The 25,770-nt window shown below is 70.7% G+C and carries 19 protein-coding genes and 2 tRNA genes; 13 read left to right on the top strand and 8 right to left on the bottom strand.

The genetic code is table 11. From position 1 onward, the window contains the following. Positions 1-9 precede the first annotated feature (9 nt). Together ACH4RC_RS26090 and ACH4RC_RS26085 are read right to left on the bottom strand one after the other, a co-directional pair. Positions 10-1,353 (bottom strand): FAD-binding oxidoreductase, encoded by a 1,344-nt coding sequence (locus ACH4RC_RS26090; RefSeq protein WP_398205266.1) that lies wholly within the window; start codon positions 1,351-1,353, stop codon positions 10-12. A gap of 111 nt (positions 1,354-1,464) precedes the next feature. After that, the gene (locus tag ACH4RC_RS26085; RefSeq protein ID WP_398205264.1) at positions 1,465-2,214 is read right to left on the bottom strand and encodes a hypothetical protein; all 750 of its coding nucleotides are present in this window, start codon (positions 2,212-2,214) and stop codon (positions 1,465-1,467) included. Positions 2,215-2,420: 206 nt separating this feature from the next. Between ACH4RC_RS26085 and ACH4RC_RS26080 the strand changes: the two genes are divergently transcribed. Then, a complete protein-coding gene (locus tag ACH4RC_RS26080) occupies positions 2,421-4,361 on the top strand; it encodes a protein kinase (protein ID WP_398205452.1) in 1,941 nt (646 codons plus the stop codon). Positions 4,362-4,378: 17 nt separating this feature from the next. Here ACH4RC_RS26080 and ACH4RC_RS26075 read toward each other — a convergent pair whose 3' ends face one another. Then, the gene (locus ACH4RC_RS26075; RefSeq protein WP_398205262.1) at positions 4,379-5,809 is read right to left on the bottom strand and encodes an amino acid permease; all 1,431 of its coding nucleotides are present in this window, start codon (positions 5,807-5,809) and stop codon (positions 4,379-4,381) included. Between the two features lie 152 nt (positions 5,810-5,961). On the opposite strand from ACH4RC_RS26075, the gene ACH4RC_RS26070 reads away from it, so the two are divergent. Together ACH4RC_RS26070 and ACH4RC_RS26065 are read left to right on the top strand one after the other, a co-directional pair. Continuing rightward, complete coding sequence (locus ACH4RC_RS26070; RefSeq protein WP_398205260.1) at positions 5,962-6,444, top strand: ribose-5-phosphate isomerase; 483 nt, start codon at positions 5,962-5,964, stop codon at positions 6,442-6,444. 105 nt (positions 6,445-6,549) lie between these two features. Continuing rightward, complete coding sequence (locus tag ACH4RC_RS26065; RefSeq protein ID WP_398205258.1) at positions 6,550-7,383, top strand: Fpg/Nei family DNA glycosylase; 834 nt, start codon at positions 6,550-6,552, stop codon at positions 7,381-7,383. Between the two features lie 36 nt (positions 7,384-7,419). On the opposite strand, the gene ACH4RC_RS26060 is transcribed toward ACH4RC_RS26065, so the two are convergent. Beyond that, complete coding sequence (locus ACH4RC_RS26060; RefSeq protein ID WP_398205256.1) at positions 7,420-8,649, bottom strand: GNAT family N-acetyltransferase; 1,230 nt, start codon at positions 8,647-8,649, stop codon at positions 7,420-7,422. 140 nt (positions 8,650-8,789) lie between these two features. Here ACH4RC_RS26060 and ACH4RC_RS26055 point away from each other — a divergent pair, with 140 nt between their 5' ends. Further along, entirely contained in the window at positions 8,790-9,962 is a 1,173-nt protein-coding gene (locus tag ACH4RC_RS26055; RefSeq protein WP_398205255.1) for a PP2C family protein-serine/threonine phosphatase, read from the top strand. A 251-nt stretch (positions 9,963-10,213) separates the two neighbouring features. Here ACH4RC_RS26055 and ACH4RC_RS26050 read toward each other — a convergent pair whose 3' ends face one another. Beyond that, complete coding sequence (locus tag ACH4RC_RS26050; protein ID WP_398205253.1) at positions 10,214-11,398, bottom strand: cation:proton antiporter; 1,185 nt, start codon at positions 11,396-11,398, stop codon at positions 10,214-10,216. A gap of 313 nt (positions 11,399-11,711) precedes the next feature. Between ACH4RC_RS26050 and ACH4RC_RS26045 the strand changes: the two genes are divergently transcribed. Further along, positions 11,712-12,530, top strand: coding sequence for an ABC transporter ATP-binding protein (locus ACH4RC_RS26045; RefSeq protein WP_398205251.1), 819 nt, complete (start codon positions 11,712-11,714; stop codon positions 12,528-12,530). Beyond that, complete coding sequence (locus ACH4RC_RS26040) at positions 12,530-14,980, top strand: FtsX-like permease family protein (RefSeq protein ID WP_398205249.1); 2,451 nt, start codon at positions 12,530-12,532, stop codon at positions 14,978-14,980. The genes ACH4RC_RS26045 and ACH4RC_RS26040 overlap by 1 nt, the downstream gene beginning before the upstream one ends. 6 nt (positions 14,981-14,986) lie before the next feature. Here the strand turns inward: ACH4RC_RS26040 and ACH4RC_RS26035 are convergent, their stop codons facing one another. After that, positions 14,987-16,138 carry an acyltransferase family protein gene (locus tag ACH4RC_RS26035; protein WP_398205247.1) on the bottom strand — a complete coding sequence of 384 codons (1,152 nt, stop codon included), beginning with the start codon at positions 16,136-16,138 and terminating at the stop codon, positions 14,987-14,989. Between the two features lie 511 nt (positions 16,139-16,649). Between ACH4RC_RS26035 and ACH4RC_RS26030 the strand changes: the two genes are divergently transcribed. Further along, positions 16,650-16,844 carry a hypothetical protein gene (locus ACH4RC_RS26030; RefSeq protein ID WP_207822950.1) on the top strand — a complete coding sequence of 65 codons (195 nt, stop codon included), beginning with the start codon at positions 16,650-16,652 and terminating at the stop codon, positions 16,842-16,844. Between the two features lie 87 nt (positions 16,845-16,931). Here ACH4RC_RS26030 and ACH4RC_RS26025 read toward each other — a convergent pair. After that, positions 16,932-17,005: transfer RNA gene (locus tag ACH4RC_RS26025), tRNA-Gly, on the bottom strand. 176 nt (positions 17,006-17,181) lie between these two features. On the opposite strand from ACH4RC_RS26025, the gene ACH4RC_RS26020 reads away from it, so the two are divergent. The 5 genes from ACH4RC_RS26020 (at position 17,182) to clpX (ending at position 21,969) form a co-directional block, all read left to right on the top strand. Beyond that, positions 17,182-17,258, top strand: a tRNA-Pro gene (locus ACH4RC_RS26020). A 173-nt stretch (positions 17,259-17,431) separates the two neighbouring features. Continuing rightward, complete coding sequence (gene tig, locus ACH4RC_RS26015; protein ID WP_398205245.1) at positions 17,432-18,814, top strand: trigger factor; 1,383 nt, start codon at positions 17,432-17,434, stop codon at positions 18,812-18,814. 375 nt (positions 18,815-19,189) lie between these two features. Further along, complete coding sequence (locus ACH4RC_RS26010) at positions 19,190-19,795, top strand: ATP-dependent Clp protease proteolytic subunit (RefSeq protein ID WP_398205451.1); 606 nt, start codon at positions 19,190-19,192, stop codon at positions 19,793-19,795. Between the two features lie 71 nt (positions 19,796-19,866). Beyond that, positions 19,867-20,526, top strand: coding sequence for an ATP-dependent Clp protease proteolytic subunit (locus ACH4RC_RS26005; RefSeq protein ID WP_398205243.1), 660 nt, complete (start codon positions 19,867-19,869; stop codon positions 20,524-20,526). 156 nt (positions 20,527-20,682) lie between these two features. Continuing rightward, positions 20,683-21,969, top strand: coding sequence for an ATP-dependent Clp protease ATP-binding subunit ClpX (gene clpX, locus ACH4RC_RS26000; protein ID WP_398205242.1), 1,287 nt, complete (start codon positions 20,683-20,685; stop codon positions 21,967-21,969). A 68-nt stretch (positions 21,970-22,037) separates the two neighbouring features. Here the strand turns inward: clpX and ACH4RC_RS25995 are convergent, their stop codons facing one another. After that, positions 22,038-23,012, bottom strand: a complete 975-nt coding sequence (locus ACH4RC_RS25995; RefSeq protein ID WP_398205240.1) for a hypothetical protein — start codon at positions 23,010-23,012, stop codon at positions 22,038-22,040. Between the two features lie 115 nt (positions 23,013-23,127). Between ACH4RC_RS25995 and ACH4RC_RS25990 the strand changes: the two genes are divergently transcribed. After that, a complete protein-coding gene (locus ACH4RC_RS25990; protein WP_398205238.1) occupies positions 23,128-25,758 on the top strand; it encodes a valine--tRNA ligase in 2,631 nt (876 codons plus the stop codon). The last annotated feature ends 12 nt before the right edge of the window (positions 25,759-25,770 follow it).

Here is a 25,770-nt window from a genome sequence, read left to right as displayed (position 1 = left end):
GCAGTCGGCTCAGCTCAGGTTGTAGTTCCTCCGGAAGAGGTTCGCCGGGTCGTACGCGGCCTTCAGACCGGCGAGCCTCTTCCGCGTTCCGGCGTCGTACAGCCCGTCCGTACGGTCGCCGCCGCCGAAGGCGAAGTTGAGCGACCGCCCGAGCGTGTGCGGGGCGACGGCGCCGAAGGCGCGGGCGTGACGGTCCCGCGCCGCCTCCTTCGAGGACCCGTCCAGCGGCGACAGGATCCGCACCAGCCAGCCCGCGTCCCGGTAGGGCACCGCGTTCGGCGCGGGGCGGGCCAGGGCGCCGCCGAGGTGGTTGAGCTGGACGACGTGCATCGCGTCGGCGGCGGGCCCGCACAGGGCGAGCAGCTCGGCGGCGGCGGAGACGTCCAGCTCGCTCAGCAGCACACTGTCCCCGTAGTACGCGTGCGGGAAGGCCGGGTCGTTGTGGATCGTGTGGCTCTCGCCGTACGGCATCTCGCGCAGCGTGTCCGTGACGGCGGGCCCGAGCGCGGCGCGCAGCGGCGCCACGAGCCGCTCGCCCTCCTCGGCGGTGCCGGTGAACGCGATCCGCACCGAGACCAAGTACCGCCCGCGCAGGTGCGGCGGCAGCCGCGGCAGGTCCGGGTGGACGAGCGCGGCGAGCGAGGAGGTGAGGGCGGACGGGACGGTCGCCGCCCAGTCCGCGTACGCGCGAAGGAGATCCGCGGGGTCGGAGGCCCGGCCGTCGAGGGCGAGAAAGCCCCCGTAGAGGCGGGTGACCGGGGCGAGCCCGACCTCGAGCGCGGTGACCACGCCGAGCTGGGCGCCGCCGCCGAGCAGGCCCCAGAACAGCTCGGGATCGTGGTCGGCGGTGACGTGCCGGGCGGTGCCGTCGGCGGTCACGACGTCGACGGAGCGCACGTGATCGGCGGTGTAGCCGAACTCCCGGCCGAGGATGCCGAGCCCGCCGCCGAGGACGTAGCCGACGACGCCGACGCTCGGCGCCGATCCGTTGAGCGGGGCGAGTCCGTGCGCGGCGGCCGCCTCGGCGACGGCGCCCCAGCGGACCCCGGCGCCGACCCGTACGGTGCGGGCCACCGGGTCCACGGCGATCCCGTCCATCCGGCGCGTACTGATGAGGACCCCGCCGTCGGCGTCGCCGGGCAGGCCGTGGCCCGTCGCCTGGACGCCGACGGGGAGCCGTTCGGCCGCCGCGTGGCGGACGGCGGCCAGTACGTCGTCGGGTCCGGCCGCGGCGTGAATCACGTCGGGCCGCTGGGTGAACCCTGTCTGGAACCCGGCGAGTTCGTCGTCGTAGCCGGGGTCGCCGGGGCGGAGCGTGCGGCCGCTGCCGGGGGTGGGGCGCGTTGTCGTCATGGCGCGTACTGTCCACGCATAACCTGACAACGGCCGTCAGCTTTTCCGTCGGCTGTCTGACGGCTTCTCCGTCGGCGTCTCCGTCGGCTTTTCCGTCGGTTCTTCGCGGAGTCAGGCGGTCGGCTTGCGCGAGGACCACCACAGTCCGGCCCCACCGGCGGCGATCAGCGCCGCCCCCGCCGCGCCGAGTGGCAGTACGTCACGCCCGGCGCCCGTCGACGGCAGCGTCTCCTCCTCACCGTCGCCCTCGCCGCCGCCGCTCTGGTCCCCGGCCGGGGACGCGGGCTTGTTCTCGGTGCCGAGGAGCAGCGGAGTGACCGGCGCGTTGGGCGAGGGGCTCGTCGCGCCGAACGGGACGGGGCCCTGCTGCCAGAACCTCTGCTTGCCGTCCGCGCTCTCGACCGGCAGACAGATCTTCCCGGTTTTCGTGAGATCGAATGTCGCGGCGACTTTGTACGACTTCGATTTCCCGGCCGCGAGATTGTCGACCGGGCAGGTGAATCCGCTGTTCGAGCCCTCCGGCAGATCGGCCGTGCCGATCGCGGTGCAGCCCGGGACCTCCTTGATCGCCATTCCGTCGAAACCGACGACGAGGAGATTGACCTTGCCGCTGTCCTTGGTCCCCTGATTGCTGACGCTCGCGACGAGATCACTGGTTTCCTTGGTCGAATTGTCGACCGAGATCTTCTCGGAAAGACCCGTGGACAGTTTCACGCCCGCGGGCGCCTCGTCCATGACCTTGCCGCCCTCGTCGCTGCCCGGCGTCTCACCGGCGGTCGCGGTGAAAGGCAGGATCATCACCGTCGAGATCGTCGCGGTAAGCAGTGTCGCCGCTATTTTGGCCTGGCGCCCTGTATTCATGTCGGTCCCCCCGGATCGTCCGAATTCGCAGTACTTGAAGAGTTACCACAAGATTTCTCCCCACTATGCTGGGACGGCGCGATGTGTCGATTCTGGGTGTCGTGTTTCGGGGGTGCAGTCGATTGCCAGGAAATGCGGGCGGAGGCGTCCAGGGGCTGGTGGTGGCAGCGCGCTACCGCCTGGACGAACACATAGGCCAGGGCGGAATGGGGCGGGTGTGGCGGGCGGTCGACGAAATGCTCGACCGGCCCGTCGCGGTGAAGGAGATGCGCATCGACGGGCTCGACCCGGAGGACGCGCGCACCCGCCGCGAGCGCACCCTGCGCGAGGCGCGCGCGACGGCCCGTATCGACCACCCCAACGTGGTGCGCGTCTACGACGTCGTGGACGAGGGCGAACGCCTGTGGATCGTGATGGAGCTGGTCGCCGGCCGCTCCCTGGAACAGGTGCTCGTCGAGGACGGCCCGCTCGGCGTGGACGCGGTCGCGGAGATCGGCCGGGGTCTGGCCGAGGCGCTGATCCCGGTCCACGCGGGCGGCGTCCTGCACCGGGACATCAAACCGGGCAACGTCATGCTGGAGCGGGCCGGGCGGCGCCGCGTCATGCTCACCGACTTCGGCATCGCCGCGATCCAGGACACGACGGCGCTGACCATGGTCGGCATGCTCGTCGGCTCACCCGACTACATGGCGCCCGAACGGGTCTCGGGCCGCCCGCAGGGACCGCCCTCCGACCTGTGGTCCCTGGGCACGACCCTGTGCGCCGCGCTGGGCGGCCGTTCTCCGTTCAGCCGTGACACGACCCTGGCCACGCTCCACGCCGTCCTCTACGAGGAGCCGCAGCTCCCTGCCGGGGCGGGGCGCCTCGGGCCGCTTCTGACGGCCCTGCTGGCGAAGGAACCGGAGGACCGCCCGGACCTGGACGCGATCCTGGAGGCGCTCACCCCGGCACCGCCACCCCAGCCCGCACCGGCACCCGAAGCCTCCGGCACCCGGACTCTCGACATCGGCCTGCGCCGCCCCATTGGGGGGACACCGGCACCGGCGGAGGCGCCCTCGCCGGAACGGGAACGGGAGCGAGAGCCGGGGCCCGCGCCCGCGCCCGCGCCCGAGCCCGAGCCCGAGCCCGAGCCCGAGCCCGAGCCCACAGCAGGGTTCTCATCCGAACCAGGGCTCGACACCGGGCCGGACGCTGGGCCCGCCTTTGGGCCCGCCTTTGGGCCGGATACCGGGCCGGACACCAGGCCCGACACCGGGCCGGACACCAGGCTCGACGCCGGGCCGGACGCCGGGCCGGACGCTGGGCCCGCCTTTGGGCCCGCCTTTGGGCCGGATACCGGGCCGGACACCAGGCCCGACACCGGGCCGGAAACCAGGCTCGACGCCGGGCCGGATACCGGGCCGAACACCGGACCCAACACCAGGCCCGCCCCCGCCTCCGAAGCCCGGACCCGCCCCGCCAAGCCCCCACCCGGCGGCGGTGGCCACGATCTCCTCGGGCCGCCCGCCCCCGTCCGGCCGCCGTCCCGCCGCCGCGCTCCCCTGATCGCCCTCGTCGGCGTCCTGGCCGCCGGTGTCGCCGCGGCCCTCGCGCTCACGCTCCCGGGGGACGACTCGTCCGGCGGAGAAGCCGGAGGCGGCGGGGGAGCGACGGCGACGTCCCCGCCGCCCACCGTCGAGGGCACCTCCCGCCCCCCGGGCGGCTCCCCGTCGCTGCCGCCCGGTTCGCGCCGCGAGGCCGGATACGCGTGGGTGCCGCCGAAGGGGTGGGAACGGGTGGTGAAGACGGCGTCCGAGGTGCACTACACGTCACCGGACGGCACCCAGGAACTCGTCGCCCAGTCGGCGCTCGCGAAGGACGACCTCCTCGCGACCTGGAAGAAGGCGGAGCTGGGCGCCCACCAGGGCCAGGACTACGAGAAGATCCGCCTGGACCGGACGACGTTCAGGGGCCGCCCCGCCGTGGTCTGGGAGTACCTCTTCACCCTCGAGGGCGAGCGCTGGCACGCCGAACTCCTCGGCTTCGAACAGGGCTCGCGGTCCTACCAGATCGGCACCTGGTACCGCCCGCAGGAGCAGGGCCCGGCGCGAAAGGTGTACGAGCGGGTGAAGCGAACCTTCACCGTGCTCGGCCCCTCCGGCGCCTGACGACCCCGCGCCTCATCTCATCTACCGGTGCGGGGCCGGACCCTCTCCCGTACGAGGGAGAACACGACCACGAAGACCGCCACCAGCAACGACAGCAGCACCTGCTCGCGCCCGGCGTCGTCCGTCAGCATGTACACGAGGACGAACGAGATCATCGCGATCGTCGCCCACGTCAGATACGGGAACAGCCACATCTTCACGACGAGCTTCTCGGGCTGCTCGCGCAGGATGATGCCGCGCATCCGCAGCTGCGTGAAGCAGATGACGAGCCACACGAACAGGGCGACGGCGCCGGAGGAGTTGAGCAGGAAGTCGAAGACGGTGTCCGGCCACTGGTAGTTGAACCAGACGGCGAGGAACCCGAAGACGACCGAGCCGAGGATCGCGACGCGCGGCACACCCCGCGACGTGGTCCGCGCGAACGCCTTCGGCGCGTCCCCGCGCCGCCCGAGCGAGAACGCCATGCGGGAGGCGGTGTAGAGCCCGGAGTTCAGACAGGACAGGACGGCGGTGAGCACGATGACGTCCATGACCTGCCCGGCGTGCGGGATGCCGATGGAGTTGAGCGCGGCGACGTAACTACCGTCCTTGAGGATCGAACCGTCGTTCCACGGCAGCAGGGTCAGCACGACGAAGATCGAGCCGAGGTAGAAGATGCCGATGCGCCAGATGACGGAGTTGGTGGCGCGGGTGACGGCCTTCTGCGGGTCCTCGGACTCGCCGGCGGCGAGCGTGACGATCTCGCTGCCCATGAAGGAGAAGACGACCATGAGGACGCCGGTCAGGATGGCGCCGGGCCCCTCGGGGAAGAATCCGCCCGCGTCGGTCAGATGGCCGAACCCGTTGCCCGGGTTGTCGGAGCCGGGCAGCACTCCGAACACGGCGAGCAGGCCGACGATCACGAACGCGCCGATCGCGACGACCTTGATCCCCGCGAACCAGAACTCGAACTCGCCGTAGCTGCCGACCGCCGCCAGGTTCACCGCGGTGAGCACCAGCATCACGATGAGCGCCCAGCCCCATTGCGGCACGCCCGGTATCCAGCCGTTCAGGATCTTGGCCCCGGCGGTCGCCTCGACGGCGAGCACCACGACCCAGAAGAACCAGTACAGCCAGCCGATGGAGAACCCGGCCCAGCGCCCGAGCGCCTGGTCGGCGTAGGCGGAGAAGGACCCCGAGGTCGGCCGTGCCGCGGCCATCTCGCCGAGCATGCGCATGACCAGTACGACCATGGCCCCGACCAGGGCGTACGAGATGAGGATGGCGGGCCCGGCCGCCGCGATGCCGGAGCCGGAGCCGACGAAGAGGCCGGCGCCGATCACACCACCGATGGCGATCATCGACAGATGGCGGTTCTTCAGCCCGGCTTGCAGGCCGCCGTCACCACCTGACCCCTCGGGACGTGGGGGTGATGTGTCTTCCGTCGCAAGGGGTGACTGCGAAGTCATGAACGGATCCTTAGGTTCTCGGGGTGCGAGCCCTGGCATTCAAAACCGAGAAGCGCGCCGAGCGGAAGACCCGGCTCCGGATTTTTGCCGTATGACCATGGTTCTGCCCCCGGTCGCGGCTACCCGCCCTCCGGCGTGCCACACTCGGACCCATGCGCGTGTACCTCGGCTCGGATCATGCCGGCTACGAACTCAAGAACCACCTGGTCGACTGGCTCACGGCCCACGGCCACGAGCCCGTCGACTGTGGACCCCACATCTACGACGCGGTGGACGACTACCCCCCGTTCTGCCTCCGCGCCGCGGAGCGGACGGCGGCGGACCCGGACTCCCTCGGCGTCGTGATCGGCGGCTCGGGCAACGGTGAGCAGATCGCCGCGAACAAGGTCAAGGGCGTCCGCGCGGTGCTCGCCTGGAGCGAGCAGACCGCCGCGCTCGGCCGCGAGCACAACAACGCGAACGTGATCTCCGTCGGCGGCCGGATGCACACCCAGGACGAGGCGACGAAGTTCGTCGAGATCTTCCTCTCCACCCCGTACTCGGGCGAGGAGCGCCACCAGCGCCGCATCGACATGCTGTCGCGCTACGAGGAAACGGGCGAGCTGCCGGCGATCCCGCCGCACCACCCCAACTAAGCCCCTCCGGGGGTACCTCCCGGCGTCGGCCGGGGGAGATCGAGGAGCGGGGTCCGGGGCAGAGTCCCGAGTCCTGGACCCCCCATGTCCCTGAAAGGATCAGTCTTGCCCGAGGGCCACACCATCCACCGCCTGGCCCAGGACCACGCCGATCGCTTCGTCGGCCAGACCGTGCAGGTCAGCAGCCCGCAGGGCAAGTTCTCCGACGCGGCCGCACTCCTGACCGGCCAGGAACTCACCCGCACGGAAGCCCACGGCAAACACCTCTTCCTCCAGTTCGGCGAGGGGTTCGACGGCGCCCCCTGGGTCCACATCCACCTGGGCCTCTTCGGCAAGTACACCCTCGGCGACACCCCGGCCCCGCCGCCCACGGACACCGTCCGACTGCGCCTGCTCACGGAGACGTCCTTCTCGGACCTGCGAGGCCCCACGGCCTGCGCCCTGATCACGGACGCCGAGAAGGACGCGATACACGACCGCCTGGGCCCCGACCCGCTGCGCCCGGACGCCGACCCGGCCAGGGCCTACGCGCGCATCTCCCGCAGCCGTACGACGATCGCCGCGCTCCTGATGGACCAGAAGGTGATCGCGGGCGTCGGCAACGTCTACCGGGCCGAGGTCCTCTTCCGCCACGGCATCGACCCGTACACCCCGGGCAAGGACCTCACGCAGGCGCAACTGACCGCCATCTGGGACGACTTGAAGATGCTGATGCGCGAGGGCGTCCGCCTCAACCGCATCGACACGGTCCGCCCCGAGCACACGCCCGAGGCGATGAACCGCCCGCCCCGCGTCGACGACCACGGCGGCGAGGTCTACGTCTACCGCCGCGCGCCGCACCCCTGTCACCTGTGCGGAACCGAGATCCGCACGGCGGAGCTGGCGGCCCGCAACCTCTTCTGGTGCCCGGCCTGCCAGCCGGACCGTAACCGGATCTAGCCGGTTCCAGCCGGGTTCAGCCGGTTCCAGCCGGATCTAGAACCCGTGCTGGAGCCACGGCGCGACCGGCGACCCGAACGCCACCGTCGCCTCCGCCAGCGCACCCTCGCGCAGCTCCCGCACCCGTCCGGCCCCGGCCAGCTCGGCCAGCGAGACGTCACCGAGGTAGGCGGCGCCCAGCTCCCGTACGGTCAGGGCGAGGTCGGCGGCTTCCTCCGTACGCTCGCAGGACGCGCCCTTCGCGTCGCCGGACAGCCGCCACCGCCCGCTGTTCCAGGGGCAGAAGCGGTCCTCGACATCGAGCACCACGTCCACGGGCGTGAGATACGTACGCGCTTCGAGGGCGGCCCCGACATCCACCAGACGTACGTGCATCGAGTCCCGCACCCGTACCTCGCACCGCCGGACGTCGGAGACGAGGGAGAGCACCGGATCGTCCACGGGGCGGTTGCGCGCCTCCACCGTGACCGTCAGGTCGATGTCGCACAGGAACCGCCACAGCGCCGCGTACGCCGCCGGGTCGAGCGCCATGACGTCCCGCGCCTGGATGCGGCCCTTCGGCCCCGCCCACTCCGACGCCGGCTTGTTGTGGAACCGGGCGAAGCCGACCGTCTCCCCGCCCCGCTCGGCGACGACGCACAGCAGCGGTGACGCCCCGCCGCGCTCCTCCGGCGCGTCGAGCAGCGGCAACCGCTCCCAGCCGGGCGTCCGCGCGAGCATGCCGGGCCGTGTGCCGATCGTGCGCAGGTACACCGCCTCGCACCGCTCGGCCGCCCCGGCGGCGTCGACGAACCGCAGCGTCACGTCGTCGGCCCCGGCGGGGGCCTGGATCCGGACGCGGGTGGAGTCGATGGTCAGCGACGCCTGCCGGGTGCCCGCGCCGTAGCCGAACCGGCCGTAGATCGCGGGCTCGGACGCGGTGAGGACGGCGAGGGGCTCACCCCAGGCCCGTACGTCGTCGAGCTGGCGGCGCATCATCGACGTGAGGATGCCGCGCCTGCGGTGCGTCGCGGCGACGCTCACCATCGTCACGCCCGCCGCGGCCACGAACGCGCCGCCCGGCACCGCGACCCGGAACGTGTACGCGCCCGCCGTGCCCACGCACTCCGCGCCGTCCCACACCCCGACCGAGCGGTCGAGCTCCGTCAGGTCGTCCCACAGCCGGCGCTCCTGCGGCGACTCGGCCACTCCGCCGAAAGCCAGCTCGAGCCGGCCGTACCAACCCTCGAACTCGTCCTCGCGCAGCACCCGTAAGTCGGTCGTCATGGGCTATCCCTACCAGGACGAGCCGGACATGAGCGAGCGAATTTCCGCAGTGGCTCGCCGTGCCCGGGTGTGCCCGAAAAGGGGGACAAGTGGGACCACCCGTGCACAGATCCGGGCCCGGTGGATAAGGTCCACGAGCAATGGCCGTACGAAGAGAGCGGCGCGCGGGCGAGCAGCGCGCGGCGGCGGAGACGTTTCCGGCCCGGTTGAAGATGCGTGTGCACCGGGTCCGCACAGCCGTGCGCAAATCCGGGGTGGACTACTTCCGGGGCGACGGCTCGGACTGGATCGCCCTCGCCGGGCTGCTCCTCACCGTGCCCCTCATCACCCTCTGCACGATCCTCGACCCCGTCTGGTGCACGCCCACCGTTCTCGTCCTGCCGATCGTCGCCGGCGGCCTCGTGCTGCGTCCGGCGAGCCTGCTCGGCCTGTACGCGGCCGCCGCGGCGGCGCTGATCGTGGAGTCCGTCCAGCTGGGCCCGTACTCGCAGCGCGCGGCGGGCGTCACGCCCGGCACCGTGCTCACGGTCGCCGCCTGCGGGTTCTTCGGGCTGCTCATAGCGCAGTTCCGCAGCCGGGTCGGGGTGCCCTGGCGGCGCGGCGGCACCATGCTCTTCGACCTGCGCGAACGCATCCGTACGCAGAGCCGCCTGCCGAAGCTTCCGCCGGGCTGGCACCGCGAGATGGCGCTGCGGCCGGCCGGCGGGCAGTCGTTCTCCGGCGACTTCGTGGTCGCGGCCCGCACGCACAACGGCCGCACGCTGGAAGTCGTCCTCACCGACGTGTCGGGCAAGGGGATGGACGCGGCGTCGCGGGCCCTGCTGCTCGCCGGGGCCTTCAGCGGGCTGCTCGGCTCGTTGCCTCCGCACGCGTTCCTGCCGGCGGCCAACGGGTATCTGCTCCGCCAGGACTGGGACGAGGGTTTCGCCACCTCCATCCACCTGGTCCTGGACCTGGAGTCGGGCGACTACGAGCTCTACTCGGCAGGTCACCCACCGGGGCTCCAGCTCAGTGCCGGGACGGGCCGCTGGGAGGAGAAGGCCGCGGAGGGCCCTCTTCTCGGTGTCTACGACGGGGCGGAGTTCGACGCGACGAAGGGGACGTTGCGCCCCGGCGATGTCCTGATGCTGTTCACCGACGGCCTCGTCGAGACGTCCGAGCGCGACATCGCGGAGGGCATCGACCGGTTGACGGGCGAGGCCGACCGCTACGTCCAGGGTGGCTTCCACGGAGCCGCCTGGCATCTGATCGAGGCGGTGGCCAAGGACGTGAACGACGACAGGGCGCTGCTGCTGATCTGCCGGGACCAGTAGGCCTCCGGCTCCGCTGTGAGGCCCGGCCGGGCGTCTGCCGTGTCCTGTCGCGTTGCCGTGCGCGGGCGACGTCGTGGCTGGTCGCGCAGTTCCCCGCGCCCCTCAGATGCGCACTTCGTGCGCCATCCTTGCGCCGCTCCTGAAGGCGCGGCGAAGCCGCATGCCTTCAGGAGCGCGGAGAACTGCACGACCAGCCACGACGAGAGCCCCAGCGGGCCCCGCTGTCGCGGACCCCTACGGCGGGAGGCCGGTCATACCCCCGCTCCGACGCGGTCGAGCTCTGGCTCAGCCGCAGTCTTCCGCCCCCCGGGCAACACACGGGCCAGCCAAGCGGAGCGCCCCGCCGCGAGGGGCCCGAGAACCGCGAGCACCAGCACATACCCCGCGATGAACGGGGACAGCCGCTCGTCGAGTCCCGCCCCGGCGGCCATGGTGGCCAGGATCAGAGCGAACTCGCCCCGCGCCAGAAGCGTCGTAGAGATATTGGCGGCGGGCCCGGGCCCGAACCCGTACACCCGGGCCGCCCCGAGCCCCGCCAGCACGTTCATCACGAGCGTCACAGCGACAGCGCCGAGTACGGGCCAGATCACGGTCGGCAGGTCACCGGGGTCGATGGACAGCCCGAACGCGAAGAAGAAGATGGCGCCGAAGGCGTCCCGCAGGGGATGGACCAGTTTGAGGATGCGCTCGCCGGACGCGGTCGACCCGAGCATCAGGCCGACCATGAACGCCCCGATCGCGTCGGCGACCCCGAACCATTCCGAGACCCCGGCGACGAAGACGGCCGCGCCGAGGAAGGAGATGACGAGGAGCTCGTCGTCCCGGGTATTGAAGAGCTTGCCGACGATCCGCGTGCCGAAGCGCGCCACGAGGGCGAGCAGCAGCAGGAACCCGAACGCCTTGCCCCCGTCCATGACCGCCGCGGCCGGCGAGTCCGCACCGGACAGGATGGGTTGCAGGGCCGCCAGGTACAGCGCCAGGAAGATGTCCTCGACCACGATGATGCCGAGGATCGGCTTCGTCTCGGGGTTGCCGAGCCGCCCGGTGTCCACGAGGACCTTGGTGACGATGGCGGACGAGGAGATGCCGAGCACCCCGGCGAGGACCAGAGCTTCGGAGGTGCCCCAGCCGAGGGCGAATCCGAAACCGAGGCCGGCGCCGACGTTCAGCGCGAGGTACGTCGCTCCGGCGACGGCCATCTTGCGGCCGCCCGCCTTGAGATCGTCCAGATGGAATTCGAGACCGAGGTAGAAGAGCAGCAGCACCAGGCCGAGCGCGGAGAGCATCTCCAGTTCGTGCGGGTCGGAGACGAGCACGACGCCTGGTGTGTGCGGGCCGAGGAGGATCCCGGCCAGGATGAACAGGGGGATGGTGGGGAGTCCGATACGCCCGCCGAGGCGCGCGAGGACGGCGGCGGCGAGAAAGGCGCCGCCCATGGCGATCAAGGTGTCTGCGTGTCCGATGGGCCCGTTCCTCTCTTCGCGGCACGCGTGTCCGTGCAGGCACGCGTGCCGTTGCAGGCATTAGGCAAAGGATAGGTCAAGAAAGCGTCAATACTTAGCTTACCAAAACAGTTCTGCGGGGTCCCCGCCCTGCGCGAAGTGGGGTTCTCCCCACCCTTCATCCGCCAGCCGCCCTCATGGTCGCCGCGCCCCCGTCTCCGTAGCTTCGAAGCACCGAAGCCACCCACTCGGCGACGGCGACGCGACGCGGCGACGACAGCCATGACGAGGACGAAAGGCGGACCCCATGGGCCTGCGCAAGAAGCGGCAGCACGACCGGACCGGCGCTCCCGCGCCCGCCGCCGGGGACTGGGCCGTGGAGCTGCGCGGAGTGCGCCGCAGTTACGGCCGAGGCGGCAACGCCGTACACGCCCTGCGCGGCATCGACCTCGCCCTGCCCAGCGGCACGTTCACCGCCGTGATGGGCCCCTCCGGGTCCGGCAAGTCGACCTTCCTGCAGTGCGCGGCGGGCCTGGACCGCCCCACCGACGGCACCGTCGCCCTCGGCGGCACCACGATCACCGGCCTGAGCGAGAACAAGCTCACCGCCCTGCGCCGCACCCGCCTCGGCTTCGTCTTCCAGGCGTTCAACCTGCTGCCCAGCCTCACCGTCGAGCAGAACGTGCTGCTCCCGATGCGCCTGGCAGGGCTCCGCCCCGACAAGCGCCGCGCCGCGGAGGTCCTCGCGCAGGTCGGCCTCGCCGACAAGGGGCGGCGCCGTCCGGGCCAGCTCTCCGGCGGCCAGCAGCAGCGCGTCGCCATCGCCCGCGCCCTGGTCACCAGGCCCGACGTGATCTTCGCCGACGAGCCGACCGGCGCCCTGGACACCATCACGGCGGCCGAGATCCTGAGCCTGCTGCGCTCCGCCGTCGACCGGATGGGCGCGACCGTCGTCATGGTCACGCACGACCCGGCGGCCGCCACCCACGCGGACCGCGTCCTGTTCCTCGCCGACGGCGCGCTCGTCGACCACCTGGAGGGCGCCGGAGCCGACCGTATCGCCGCCCGCATGCGCACCCTGGCCGTACCGGCGCCCGAGGGCACCTTCATGAAGGCGGCCGCCTGATGTTCCGTCCCAACGGCCTCGCCCGCGCCGCCGTCCGGTTCAAACCGGCGGCGTTCGTCGGCACGTTCGTCGCCCTGATGATGTCCGCCCTGATCGTCTCGGCCTGCGGCATCCTCCTGGAGACGGGGCTGCGGGCCTCGGTCCCGGCCGACCGGTACGCGGGCGCCCCCGTCGTGGTCGCCGCCGACCAGCGCGCCCACTACGTCGTCGGCTCCGGTGAGGACCGCGAGGACGAGGCGGCCCCGCTGCCGGACCACGCCCGCCTCGCCGACTCCCTGGTGGCCAAGGCGGCCTCGGCCCCCGGCGCACGCGAGGCCGTCGCCGACCTGACCTACCCCGTGCACCTCAAGGGCGCCTCCGTCACCGCCCACAACTGGGGCTCCACCGCCTTCACCGGCGAACGCCTGACCTCGGGCCGCGCCCCGCACGACGGCGAGATCGTCATGGCCGGCGCGCACGCGCGCCCCGGCGACCGCGTCACGCTCACCACGCCGACGGGCCCGCACACGTACCGCGTCTCCGGCACGACGACCGGCACCTCGACCCTCTGGCTCACGGACGCCGAGGCGCTCGCCGTCTCCGGCCACCCGGGCCGTGTGGACGCCATCGCCGTCCTGCCCGAGGACGGCGTCAGCACCGCCGACCTGAAGGCCCACGTGGAGAAGGCCGTCGCGGGCACCGCCGCCAAGGTGCACACCGGCGACGACCGCGGCGCCGCCGAGGACGCCATGCTCGCCTACGGCGAGGAGGCCCTGATCGCCCTCGGCGGCTCGTTCGGCGGCGTCGCCACGGCCGTCGCCGTGTTCACCGCCGCCGGTACGGTCGCCCTCTCCGTCGGCCAGCGCGCCCGCGAGTACGCCCTGCTGCGCGCCATCGGCACCACCCCGCGCCAGATCCGCCGCACCATCGCCACCGAGACCCTCCTGGTCGCACCGCTCGCCGGCGCGCTCGGCTGCCTGCCCGGCATCGCGCTGGCCCGCTGGTGGTTCGGCCAGCTCCGGGCGAAGGGCGCGGTCCCGGACGCCGTCCAGCTCTCGGTCTCGTGGATCCCGCTGGTCACCGCCGTCGGCACAGCTGTCCTGACCGGTCTCCTCGCCGGATACACGGCGGCCCGCCGCCCCTCCCGCATCAAGCCGGGCCAGGCCCTGGCCGAGGCGTCCGTCGAGCGGCTGCGGCCCGGCTGGATCCGTACGCCGCTCGGCGTCGCGGCGGCGGTCGGCGGCGTCTTCCTCGCGATCCTCGCCGCCGACCTGAGCGGCGACGACGCGGCCAACGCGGCGCTCGGCGTCGTCATGTGCTTCATGCTCGCCGTGGCGCTGCTCGGCCCGCTCGTGGCCCGCCTCGCCGCCGCGCTCTTCGGCCTCCCGCTGCGCGGCGCCGGCGCCCCGGCCTCGCTCGCGGCCGCCAACTCCCGCAGCAACGCCCGCCGCCTCGCCTCCGCGATCACCCCGATCGTCCTCGCGATGGCCTTCGCCTCGGTCCTCGTCTTCATGCACACGAGTGAGGACCACGCGGCGGCGGGCCAGCAGAAGGCGGGCATCACGGCCGACCACATCGTCACGTCGGACGCGGGCCTGGCCCCCGGCTCGGTCGCCCGGGCCGCCGAGGCGCCCGGTGTCTCGTCCGCCGTCGGCCTGCTCAAGACCTCGGTCCTCGTCCCGGCGGGCTCGGGCGGCGACCGCTGGCTGGAGGCGGCGTCGGCGCAGGCGGTCACCGGCACCGCCCGAGATTTCGCCCGCGTCCAGGACCTCAAGGTCACCAAGGGCGCCATCGACCTCGCCGACCCGGACACGGTGGCCCTGGACGCCTCCCTCGCGCGCTCCGCCCACGTCCACGTCGGCGACCGCCTCGCCCTGCGCCTGCCCGACGGCACAAAGGCGTCCCCGAAGGTCTCGGCCACGTACGAGCGCGGCCTCGGCCTCTCCGAGGTGACGCTGCCGCGCGCCGCGCTGACCGGCCACCTCACGGACCCGTACGACACCGAACTGTGGACGAAGGGCGGCACGACCCGGGCCCTTGCCGCCATCGGCACTCCGCTCGACCGGGCCGACTACGCGACCGCCCAGTCCCTGGACCGCAAGCTCAACGCCTGGGCCAACACCACCATGGCCGCCGTCCTCGGCGGATTCGCGGCGCTCGCCGCCGTCAACACGCTGGTCATGACCGTCCTCGACCGGCGCCGCGAACTCGGCACCCTCCGCCTGATCGGCTCCACCCGCCGCCAGGTGCTCCGCATGATCCGCTGGGAGGCGCTCCTGGTGGCCTGCTCGGGCATCGTCCTCGGCACGGGCATCGCGTTCGCGACCCTCGTCCCGATGATGAACGGCCTCACCGGCGAGAACCCGTACGTCCCGCCCCTGCTGTACGGATCCTTCGCGGGCGCCGCCCTGCTCCTCGGCCTGGCGGCGACAGCCCTGCCCGCGCGTCTGGCGCTGCGGGAGACGCGCTGACCCCGGCTACGCGCGCGTGCCGCCCCGGCAATCCCGGCTACGCGCGCGTGCCGCCTCGGCGGGGTCCTTCCGGAAGGCCCACGCCATTCCCGGCTCCATGGCGAAGCGGAAGACCCGCCGCACCGGCGGCGTGCACAACAGCGTGACGACCGCCGCCGCGACGACCGTGACGGCGACCTCCCCGTACGGGGTATGCGTCCACCCCGCGTCGAACCAGCCCCAGAACCGGGACCCCTTCGCCAGGAACCCGTGCAGGAGGTAGCCGTACAGCGTCCCGGCGCCGAGCACCGTGAACCACGTCCGGCGCCCCGGCACCCACGCGAGGAAGCACACCGTCAGCACGAGCGAGCAGCCGAGCAGGGCGAGCGTCATGACGATCCCGGCCCACCACGGGGCGCCCAGCTCCTGCGCGCTGTCGCGGTGGTAGAGCCAGGCGGACGTCATCCGGGGCGCGGCCCAGTACGCCAGCACGAGCGCGCCCGCCACGACCGGCACGGAGAGGATCCGCACCTCACGCCGCCGCACCAGCTGGAAGTGGACCGGCTTCAGGAACAGGCCGAGCACGAAGAACGGCAGGAACTGGAGCACGCGCTGCAGGTCCAGGTCGTCCCCGATGCCGGGGGAGACGGACGCGAGCACGGCGATGAGAAGCGCGACGGGGACCGGCCACCGGACGACCCTCCACAGCGGCGTGGTGAGCCGCCACACGAACAACGCGACGAGGAACCAGGTCAGGAACCACGGATCGAGCAGGGTGAAGGGCGCGTCGGGATCGTCCCCCGCGATCCGCCGAAAGACGGTGTACGCGCTCTCGAAGAGGACGTACGGGACAGCGACCCCGGTGATCAGCCGCTTCAGCCGGTCCGGCCGCAGGTCGAAGCCGCGCGAGAAGAAGCCCGAGATGACGATGAACGCCGGCATGTGGAACGCGTAGACGAACATGTACAGCGCCTCCGCCGTGCGGCTGCCGTCCGTCAGGGGCTCCCAGCAGTGCCCCGTCGCGACCAGGACGATGGCGAGGTACTTGGCGTTGTCGAAGAACGGGTCCCGCTGCCGCCGCCCGGGCCCCGTGCCCTTGGCGGCCTTGACGGCTTCTGCGGCAGGGGTGGCGGCGGGGGCGGGGTCCGCGACGACGGGGAGCAGAGCGGTGCGGGACATCTGAGGCACCCTAGTGGCGCGCTCGTGAAGGGGTAAAACCCCTGAGCCCGGCGTGTTATGCGGCATTTAAGCGGTATTAGCGCGGGCGATAACGGGCAGATCGCCCGCAGGAATTCCCTCGAAAGCCGCCTGCGCGGACGGCGCGCTCATGACCTGCCCGCAACGTCCATATTCGGCCGCGCGATTCTCGGGATTTCCTGTGACCGCGACGCGGAGGAAATGCGGCAGAACCGGGACCGATATGCGGACGGCGGGCGCGGGCCGCCCGCTCCGCCATGGAAACGATCAAGCCGATTTCGGCGCTCCCGCACCCCTCTCCGCGGCCCCGGCGACGTGCACGGGTCAGATGCCGCAAGGGCAGTGGGGCCACGCGCACCCACGCGCGCGTGGCCGACGTTACGTCACCGGCCGCATACAGACGCTCTGTTGGTGGCACGATGGTTCTGGCGGGGGGAGTGCGGGGCTGAGCCCCCCGGGCCGGGAGAGCGGACCGACCTAGGGTGTGATCAGTGTGGCCATTTCGCTGTCAGTGGTGCTGTTGTTGGCGATCGTCCTCGTGGTGCTGATGCGCGGCGGCTCGATCAAGGCAGGGCCCGCCGTGGTGGCGGTCCTCTTCGGCTTCTTCCTGGCCTCGACCGGAATGGCGCCCGCGATCAACAACTTCCTCAACTCCGTCGCGGACAGCATCAGCGCCATAAAATTCTGAGCGCCCGGCGCGCACCGGCGGACGGACCCCGGAAAAGCACTCAAGGCCAGGCGGAGAGCGAACTCTCCGACCTGGCCCTGAAGCATGTGGAGCGGGCGACGGGAATCGAACCCGCGTAGCTAGTTTGGAAGACTAGTGCTCTACCATTGAGCTACGCCCGCACACAACGCGCACCCAGGTCGGCGAAGTCGTCGACCCGCGGCACGGTAGGCATCGTAGCGGGTCCGTGGCCCCGCCCGCACACCCCATCACCCCGCACCGGGGCGCACCCCGCGCTGCCGCGCCGCAATACGGCAGCCGCGCTGCCTGCGGGCATGTACCCTACGTGTCGCACCGACGGGGTGTGGCGCAGCTTGGTAGCGCGTCCGCTTTGGGAGCGGAAGGCCGTGGGTTCAAATCCCGCCACCCCGACCAGCGTTGCCGCGGCGACACGACGACCGCGGATCCTCCACGGGCGTCCTCGCCGGAACGAACCCCAAGATCGCATTGTGGGTGTGCTCCGGCGTGCCGTTACTATGCAAGCTGCATGCCCGTGTGTCTCTAAGCCGGGCACGATCCCTAAAGTCAGCCCCCAAGGAGACCGAACCGTGAAGAGCGCCGTCGAGACCCTGAACCCGACTCGGGTTCGGCTCAGCATTGAGGTGCCCTTCGAGGAGCTCAAGGACAGCCTCGACGCGGCGTACAAGAAGATCAACCAGCAGGTCACGGTGAAGGGCTTCCGCAAGGGCAAGATCCCGGCCCGCGTCATCGACCAGCGGTTCGGCCGCGGTGCGGTCCTGGAGGAGGCGGTCAACGACGCGCTCCCGAAGTTCTACACCGAGGCGGTCAACGAGGCGGAGCTCAACGTCCTCGGCCAGCCCGAGGTCGACATCACGGAGCTGAAGGACGGCGAGACGCTGAACTTCACCGCCGAGGTCGACGTCCGCCCGACCGTCGAGATCCCGGACTACTCCGGCATCGAGGTCGAGGTCGACGCCGTCGAGGTCACCGAAGAGGACATCGAGAAGTCGGTGGAGCAGCTCCGCGACCGCTTCGCCTCGACCTCCCCGGTCGAGCGCGCGGCCGAGGACGGCGACGTCGTCACCATCGACCTGGAGGCCAAGGTCGAGGGCGAGGTCCTCGAGGACGGCGTCGCCTCCGGCGTCTCCTACACCATCGGCTCCGGCGAGCTCCTCGACGGCATCGACGACGCCGTCAAGGGCCTGGAGGCCGGTGGCGAGGCCACCTTCACCTCCGAGCTGAAGGGCGGCTCCGCCGAGGGCAAGGAGGCCGAGGTCACCGTCAAGGTCACCCAGGTCGCCGCCCGTGAACTCCCGGCCCTGGACGACGAGTTCGCCCAGCTCGCCTCCGAGTTCGACACCCTCGACGAGCTGAAGGCCGACAGCCGCAAGCGCCTCGAGAACATGAAGCAGTACGACCAGGCGACGCAGGCCCAGGAGCGTGTCCTGGAGAAGCTGCTCGAGCTGGTCGAGGTCCCCGTCCCCGAGAAGCTGCTCGAGGACGAGGTCCAGACCCGCAAGCACAACCTGGAGCACCACCAGCTCGGCCAGATGGGCCTCGACCTCGAGAAGTACCTCGAGATCCAGGGCAAGACGGCCGAGGAGTTCGACGCCGAGACCCGTGAGCAGGCGGTCAAGGGCATCAAGACGCAGTTCGTCCTTGACGAGCTCGTCAACAAGGAGAAGCTGAACGTCAGCCAGGAGGAGCTCACCGAGCACCTTATGCGCCGCGCCGCCTCCTCCGGCATGTCCCCCGACCAGTTCGCCCAGGCCGTCGTCGAGGGTGGCCAGGTCCCGATGCTCGTCGGCGAGGTCGCCCGCGGCAAGGCCCTGGCCGTCGTGGTCGAGGCCGCCACGGTGAAGGACACCAACGGCGAGATTGTCGACCTGGAGGACGACGAGGACGCTGCCGCCGAGGAGCAGGCGGAGGAGTCCTCGGAGGCCGCCGCCGAGGAGAAGACGGAGGCCTGAGAGCCTCCCCTCCGGTAAGCAACGCGACAGGCCCCCCGGGACGGTTTCCGGGGGGCCTGTCGCGCCCTGCCAGGGGCGCGGGGAACTGCGCGCTCAGCCACACACGGCGCGCACACGCCGTGGGCCCTCAGGCGGCAGACGTGACTGCGCGTCCGTCGTGGCCGGCCGCGCAGTTGCCCGCGCCCCTGACGGGGCACGTGGACCCTGCGCTCACAGCGAACAGCTGACTTCGCGGGATTCCCCGAAGGGACCCGCGCGTTAGGGTCCATGAATACGAGGGCAGGGGAGTCCCCTAGCGAGGGCCCCGGCCTCAGTAAGAGACGCGAGACGGCACGAGGCCGTCAGAGACGAGCAGGTGGATACGTGACGAATCTGATGCCTTCCGCCGCCGGAGAGCCGTCCATCGGTGGTGGCCTCGGCGACCATGTCTACAACCGACTGCTCGGCGAGCGGATCATCTTCCTCGGCCAGCAGGTCGACGACGACATCGCGAACAAGATCACCGCGCAGATGCTGCTCCTTGCCGCCGACCCGGACAAGGACATCTACCTCTACATCAACAGCCCCGGTGGATCGGTCACGGCCGGCATGGCGATCTACGACACCATGCAGTACATCCCGAACGATGTCATCACCATCGGCATGGGTATGGCGGCCTCGATGGGCCAGTTCCTGCTCACCGGCGGCACGGCGGGCAAGCGCTTCGCGCTCCCGAACACCGACATCCTGATGCACCAGGGCTCCGCCGGCATCGGCGGTACGGCCTCGGACGTCAAGATCCAGGCCGAGTACCTGCTGCGTACGAAGCACCGCATGGCGAGGATCACGGCCGAGCACTCCGGCCAGTCGGTCGAGACGATCATCCGTGACGGCGACCGCGACCGCTGGTACACCGCCGAGGAGGCCAAGGAGTACGGCCTCATCGACGAGATCATCTCTGCCGCTACGGGTGTTCCGGGCGGCGGCGGCACGGGCGCCTGATTCGGTTCGCACCGAACTCAGCGCCGGCCCCCAAGCCCTCTGCCTCCCTCACCAGGACGGAACACCGAGACATGAACAACTTCCCCGGCAGCGGCCTCTACACCGGCCCGCAGGTCGACAACCGCTACGTGATCCCGCGCTTCGTCGAGCGCACCTCGCAGGGCGTGCGTGAGTACGACCCGTACGCGAAGCTCTTCGAGGAGCGCGTGATCTTCCTCGGCGTGCAGATCGACGACGCGTCCGCCAACGACGTCATGGCGCAGCTCCTGTGCCTGGAGTCGATGGACCCGGACCGCGACATCTCCATCTACATCAACAGCCCCGGTGGCTCGTTCACGGCCCTCACGGCCATCTACGACACCATGCAGTTCGTGAAGCCGGACATCCAGACGGTCTGCATGGGCCAGGCCGCTTCGGCCGCCGCCGTGCTGCTCGCCGCGGGCACCCCCGGCAAGCGCATGGCCCTGCCGAACGCGCGCGTGCTGATCCACCAGCCCTCCGGCGGCACCGGCCGCGAGCAGCTCTCCGACCTGGAGATCGCGGCCAACGAGATCCTCCGGATGCGTACGCAGCTGGAAGAGATGCTGGCCAAGCACTCGACGACCCCGCTGGAGAAGATCAGCGAGGACATCGAGCGTGACAAGATCCTGACGGCCGAGGACGCGCTCGCGTACGGCCTGGTCGACCAGATCATCTCGACGCGCAAGATGAACAACGAGGCAATCGCCTGACAAGGCGTTGTATCGTCTGCCACTCCCCGGCACGGTTCACGTAAGAAGTGAACCGTGCCAAGGGGGGCCCGAACGGGGGGCCCGGCAAGGTACCGTCGGATACAGGCACCAGGAGCCGCTGAACGTGGCGTCTCCCAGGCGAAGGGGAAGCACCTCGTGGCACGCATCGGTGACGGCGGCGATCTGCTCAAGTGCTCGTTCTGCGGAAAGAGTCAGAAGCAGGTAAAGAAGCTCATCGCAGGTCCCGGTGTATACATCTGCGACGAGTGCATCGACCTCTGCAACGAGATCATCGAGGAAGAGCTCGCGGAGACGAGCGAAGTGCGCTGGGAGGAACTGCCCAAGCCACGCGAGATCTCCGAGTTCCTCGAGGGTTACGTCGTAGGCCAGGAGTCCGCCAAGAAGGCGCTCTCCGTGGCGGTCTACAACCACTACAAGCGCGTCCAGGCCGGTGAGAACGGCGGGGCGGCGGGCCGCGACGACGCGATCGAACTCGCGAAGTCCAACATCCTGCTCCTCGGCCCGACCGGCTCGGGCAAGACGCTCCTCGCCCAGACGCTCGCGCGGATGCTGAACGTGCCGTTCGCCATCGCCGACGCGACGGCGCTCACGGAGGCCGGGTACGTCGGCGAGGACGTCGAGAACATCCTCCTGAAGCTCATCCAGGCCGCCGACTACGACGTCAAGAAGGCCGAGACGGGCATCATCTACATCGACGAGATCGACAAGGTGGCCCGTAAGTCGGAGAACCCGTCGATCACGCGCGACGTGAGCGGCGAGGGCGTCCAGCAGGCCCTCCTGAAGATCCTCGAGGGCACGACGGCCTCGGTCCCGCCGCAGGGCGGCCGCAAGCACCCGCACCAGGAGTTCATCCAGATCGACACGACGAACGTGCTGTTCATCGTGGGCGGCGCCTTCGCCGGTCTGGAGAAGATCATCGAGTCGCGGGCCGGCGCCAAGGGCATCGGCTTCGGCGCGACGATCCACTCCAAGCGCGAGCTGGAGGAGAAGGACCAGTTCCAGGAGGTCATGCCGGAGGACCTGGTGAAGTTCGGGATGATCCCCGAGTTCATCGGCCGCCTGCCCGTGATCACGTCGGTCCACAACCTCGACCGCGAGGCGCTCCTCCAGATCCTGGTCGAGCCGCGCAACGCCCTGGTCAAGCAGTACCAGCGCCTCTTCGAACTCGACGGCGTCGAGCTGGACTTCGAGCGCGAGGCCCTGGAAGCCATCGCCGACCAGGCGATCCTGCGGCGCACGGGCGCGCGCGGTCTCCGGGCGATCATGGAGGAAGTCCTCCAGTCGGTGATGTACGAGGTCCCGTCCCGCAAGGACGTCGCCCGCGTCGTCATCACGGCCGAAGCCGTCCACTCGAACGTGAACCCGACGCTGATCCCGCGCGACGCGCGGGGCGGCGGCAGCGGCGAGCAGAAGTCGGCGTAGCCGCGTAGTAGTCGAGACATGCGAAGAGGGGCCCCGCGCGGGGCCCCTCTTCTGCGCTGTCAGCGGCTTTACACCGGGACGCGGATCTCCTTGCGGAGCTTGGCGGCGATGTCGGACGCCGACTTCAGCTCCGGCGCCTTTCCGCTCATCATCTCCGCGATCTCCATCGAGACGACCGTCGAGAGCGTGCTGTGGTCGCTCCAGATGCACACAGGCATGCGCATCTCCTTGGGCGTCGTGGCACCGGCGGCCGAGTCGTCGCCGGGTTCGAATTTGATCTCCTGGCACTTCAGGACGTAGTCGTCCGTGCTGAAGTCGGTCGGGTCGCCGACGAGCGTGGCCTTGCCGTCGTCGCCGCTGCCCTTCGCGATCTCCAGTGCGCCCTTCTCGAACATACCGTCGACAAGCTTGCCCGGGTCCTCGATCTCCCCGTACGCGCCCTGGAACTGCAGCACCTTGCTGCCCAGCGGGTTGGAGGAGTCCTTGACCTGGTACGAGCCGCTGACCGGCTTGCCGTTCTTCAGGCCCTGCTTCTCGGCGTCCTTCATGTCCTCCTCGTTGAAGCCGTCGGAGGAGGACGTGTCCTTCTTGTACTCGGTCAGCACCGTCGCCGGGGCCGTCAGCTTGTGAGCGCCGTCGTCGGCCACCGAGGCGCTGCCGCCGCCCCCGCCGAACACGAAGTACGCGCCCACGCCGAGCGCGGCGACCACGGCGACCGCGCCGATGATCAGGCCCGTCTTCTTCTTGCCGCCACCCTGCGGCGGGGCCGGCGGGTACTGGGCGTACGGGTCGCCGGGCTGCTGCCCGTAGGGGCCCGGCTGCTGCGGCTGGCTGTAGGGCTGCTGCGGCGGAACCCCGGGCGGGCCCTGCTGCGGGTAGCCGTAACCCGGCTGCGGCGCCTGCTGCGGGTACCCGTAGCCGGGCTGCGGTGCCTGCGGCGGCTGGCCGTACGGTCCGGGCTGCTGCGGCTGCTGGCCGTACGGCCCGGGCTGCTGCGGCTGCTGCGGCTGGCCTCCGTAGGGGCCCGGCTGGTTGTAGCTCATTGGTTGGGTTCCTCCCCGCTGCTTATGTGCTCCCGACATCCTGACGTACGCGCGTGCGGTTCGTTCCCCCGGAATCGGTTTCAGTACGGACCTGTGACCCCTCTAAACTGACCCCGTGACCGAGAACTCTCAGCAGCAGAACCCAGCGCCCACCTCCGAACTGCCGACCCAGTACGCGCCGGCCGAGGTAGAGGGGGCGCTGTACGAGCGCTGGGTAGAGCGCGGCTACTTCACCGCTGACGCCAAGAGCGAGAAGCCGCCGTACACGATCGTCATCCCGCCGCCGAACGTGACGGGCTCGCTCCACCTCGGCCACGCGTTCCAGCACACGCTGATGGACGCCCTGACGCGCCGCAAGCGCATGCAGGGGTTCGAGGCGCTGTGGCTGCCGGGCATGGACCACGCCGGTATCGCGACGCAGAACAAGGTGGAGCAGCAGCTCGCCGAGGAGGGCAAGTCGCGCCACGACCTGGGCCGCGCGGAGTTCGTCGACCGCGTCTGGCAGTGGAAGAGCGAGTACGGCGGGAAGATCCTCGGCCAGATGCGCCGCCTCGGTGACGGCGTCGACTGGTCGCGTGAGCGGTTCACGATGGACGAGGGCCTGTCGCGCGCCGTCCAGACCATCTTCAAGCGGCTCTACGACGACGAGCTGATCTACCGCGCCGAGCGCATCATCAACTGGTGCCCGCGCTGCCTGACCGCCATCTCGGACATCGAGGTGGACTACCAGGACGACGACGGCGAGCTGGTCTCGCTGAAGTACGGCGAGGGTGACCAGAGCGTCGTCGTCGCGACCACCCGTGTCGAGACGATGCTGGGTGACACGGCGGTCGCCGTCCACCCGGACGACGAGCGGTACGCGCACCTCATCGGCAAGCGCATCAAGCTGCCGCTGACGAACCGCACGATCCCGGTCGTCGCGGACGAGCACGTCGACCCGGAGTTCGGGACCGGCGCCGTCAAGGTGACGCCCGCCCACGACCCGAACGACTTCGCCATCGGGCAGCGGCACGACCTCGAGACCATGACGATCATGGACGAGCGCGGGGTCATCACGGTCCCGGGCCCGTTCCAGGGTCTCGACCGGTTCGAGGCGCGCGCCGCCATCGTCGACGCCATGCGCCAGCAGGGCCGCGTCGTCGCCGAGAAGCGCCCGTACGTCCACTCCGTCGGCCACTGCTCGCGCTGCCGGACCACCATCGAGCCGCGCCTCTCCCTCCAGTGGTGGGTCAAGGTCGAGACGCTGGCGAAGGCCGCCGGTGACGCCGTCCGCGACGGCCGCGTCACGCTCCACCCCAAGGAGATGGAGAAGCGGTACTTCGACTGGGTCGACAACCTCAACGACTGGTGCATCTCGCGCCAGCTGTGGTGGGGCCACCGCATCCCGGTCTGGTACGGGCCCGAGGGCCAGGTCGTCTGCGTCGGCCCCGACGAGGAGCCGCCCGGCACCGAAGCCGAGGGCTGGACCCAGGACGAGGACGTCCTCGACACCTGGTTCTCCTCCGGGCTGTGGCCGTTCTCCACGCTCGGCTGGCCCGAGCAGACCCCTGACCTGGAGAAGTTCTACTCGACCGACGTCCTGCTCACCGGCCACGACATCATCTTCTTCTGGGTCGTCCGGATGATGATGTTCGGTCTGTACGCGATGGACGGCGAGGTCCCGTTCAAGACGGTCGCCCTGACCGGTCTCGTCCGCGACGAGAACGGCAAGAAGATGTCGAAGTCGTTCGGCAACGTGGTGGACCCGCTGGACTGGATGGACAAGTACGGCTCGGACGCGCTGCGCTTCACGCTCGCGCGCGGCGCCAACCCGGGCACGGACGTGCCCATCGGCGAGGACTGGGTCCAGGCGTCCCGCAACTTCGCCAACAAGATCTGGAACGCCACGCGCTTCGCGCTGATGAACGGCGCGACGATCGAGGGCCCCCTGCCGGAGCCGTCGGAGATGACGGCCACCGACCGGTGGATCCTGTCGCGGCTCAACAAGACGGTCGCCGAGGTCGACGCGTTCTACGACGACTACCAGTTCGCCAAGGTCTCGGACTCGCTCTTCCACTACGCGTGGGACGAGGTCTTCGACTGGTACGTGGAGCTGTCGAAGACGACGTTCATGGCGGGCGGTGAACCGGCCAAGGTGTCCAGCCGGGTCCTCGGTGAGGTCCTGGACGTGACGCTGCGCCTGCTCCACCCGATCGTGCCGTTCGTCACCGACACGCTGTGGACGACGCTGACCGGCCGCGAGTCCGTCGTGATCGCCGACTGGCCGAAGGACAGCGGCTTCCGCGACGACGCCGCCGAGCGCGAGATCGAGACGCTCCAGCGGGTCGTCACCGAGGTCCGCCGCTTCAAGGGCGAGCAGGGGCTCAAGGCGGGCCAGCGCGTCCCGGCCCGGCTCACGCTCGACGGCACGGCGCTCGCCTCGCACGAGACGGCCATCCGCCAGCTCCTCAAGCTCCAGCCGGAGGGCGAGGAGTTCCAGGCGACGGCGACGCTGCCGGTGGCCGGCGCCGAGGTGGCGCTCGACCTGTCCGGCGCCATCGACGTGGCCGCCGAGCGCAAGCGCCTCGCCAAGGACCTCGCCGCCGCCGAGAAGGACAAGGCGCAGGCCGAGGGCAAGCTGGGCAACGAGAAGTTCCTCGGCAAGGCCCCCGAGAAGGTCGTCGAGGGCATCCGCGCCCGCCTCGCCAAGGCGGACGAGGACATCGCCCGCATCCAGGCGCAGCTGGAGCGTCTGCCGCAGGCGTAAGGCGTAGGAAGC

The sequence above is a fragment of the Streptomyces sp. NPDC016845 genome (genome assembly GCF_044332585.1).
GTDB lineage: Bacteria > Actinomycetota > Actinomycetes > Streptomycetales > Streptomycetaceae > Streptomyces.
This window is presented reverse-complemented; position numbering and strand designations above follow the sequence as displayed.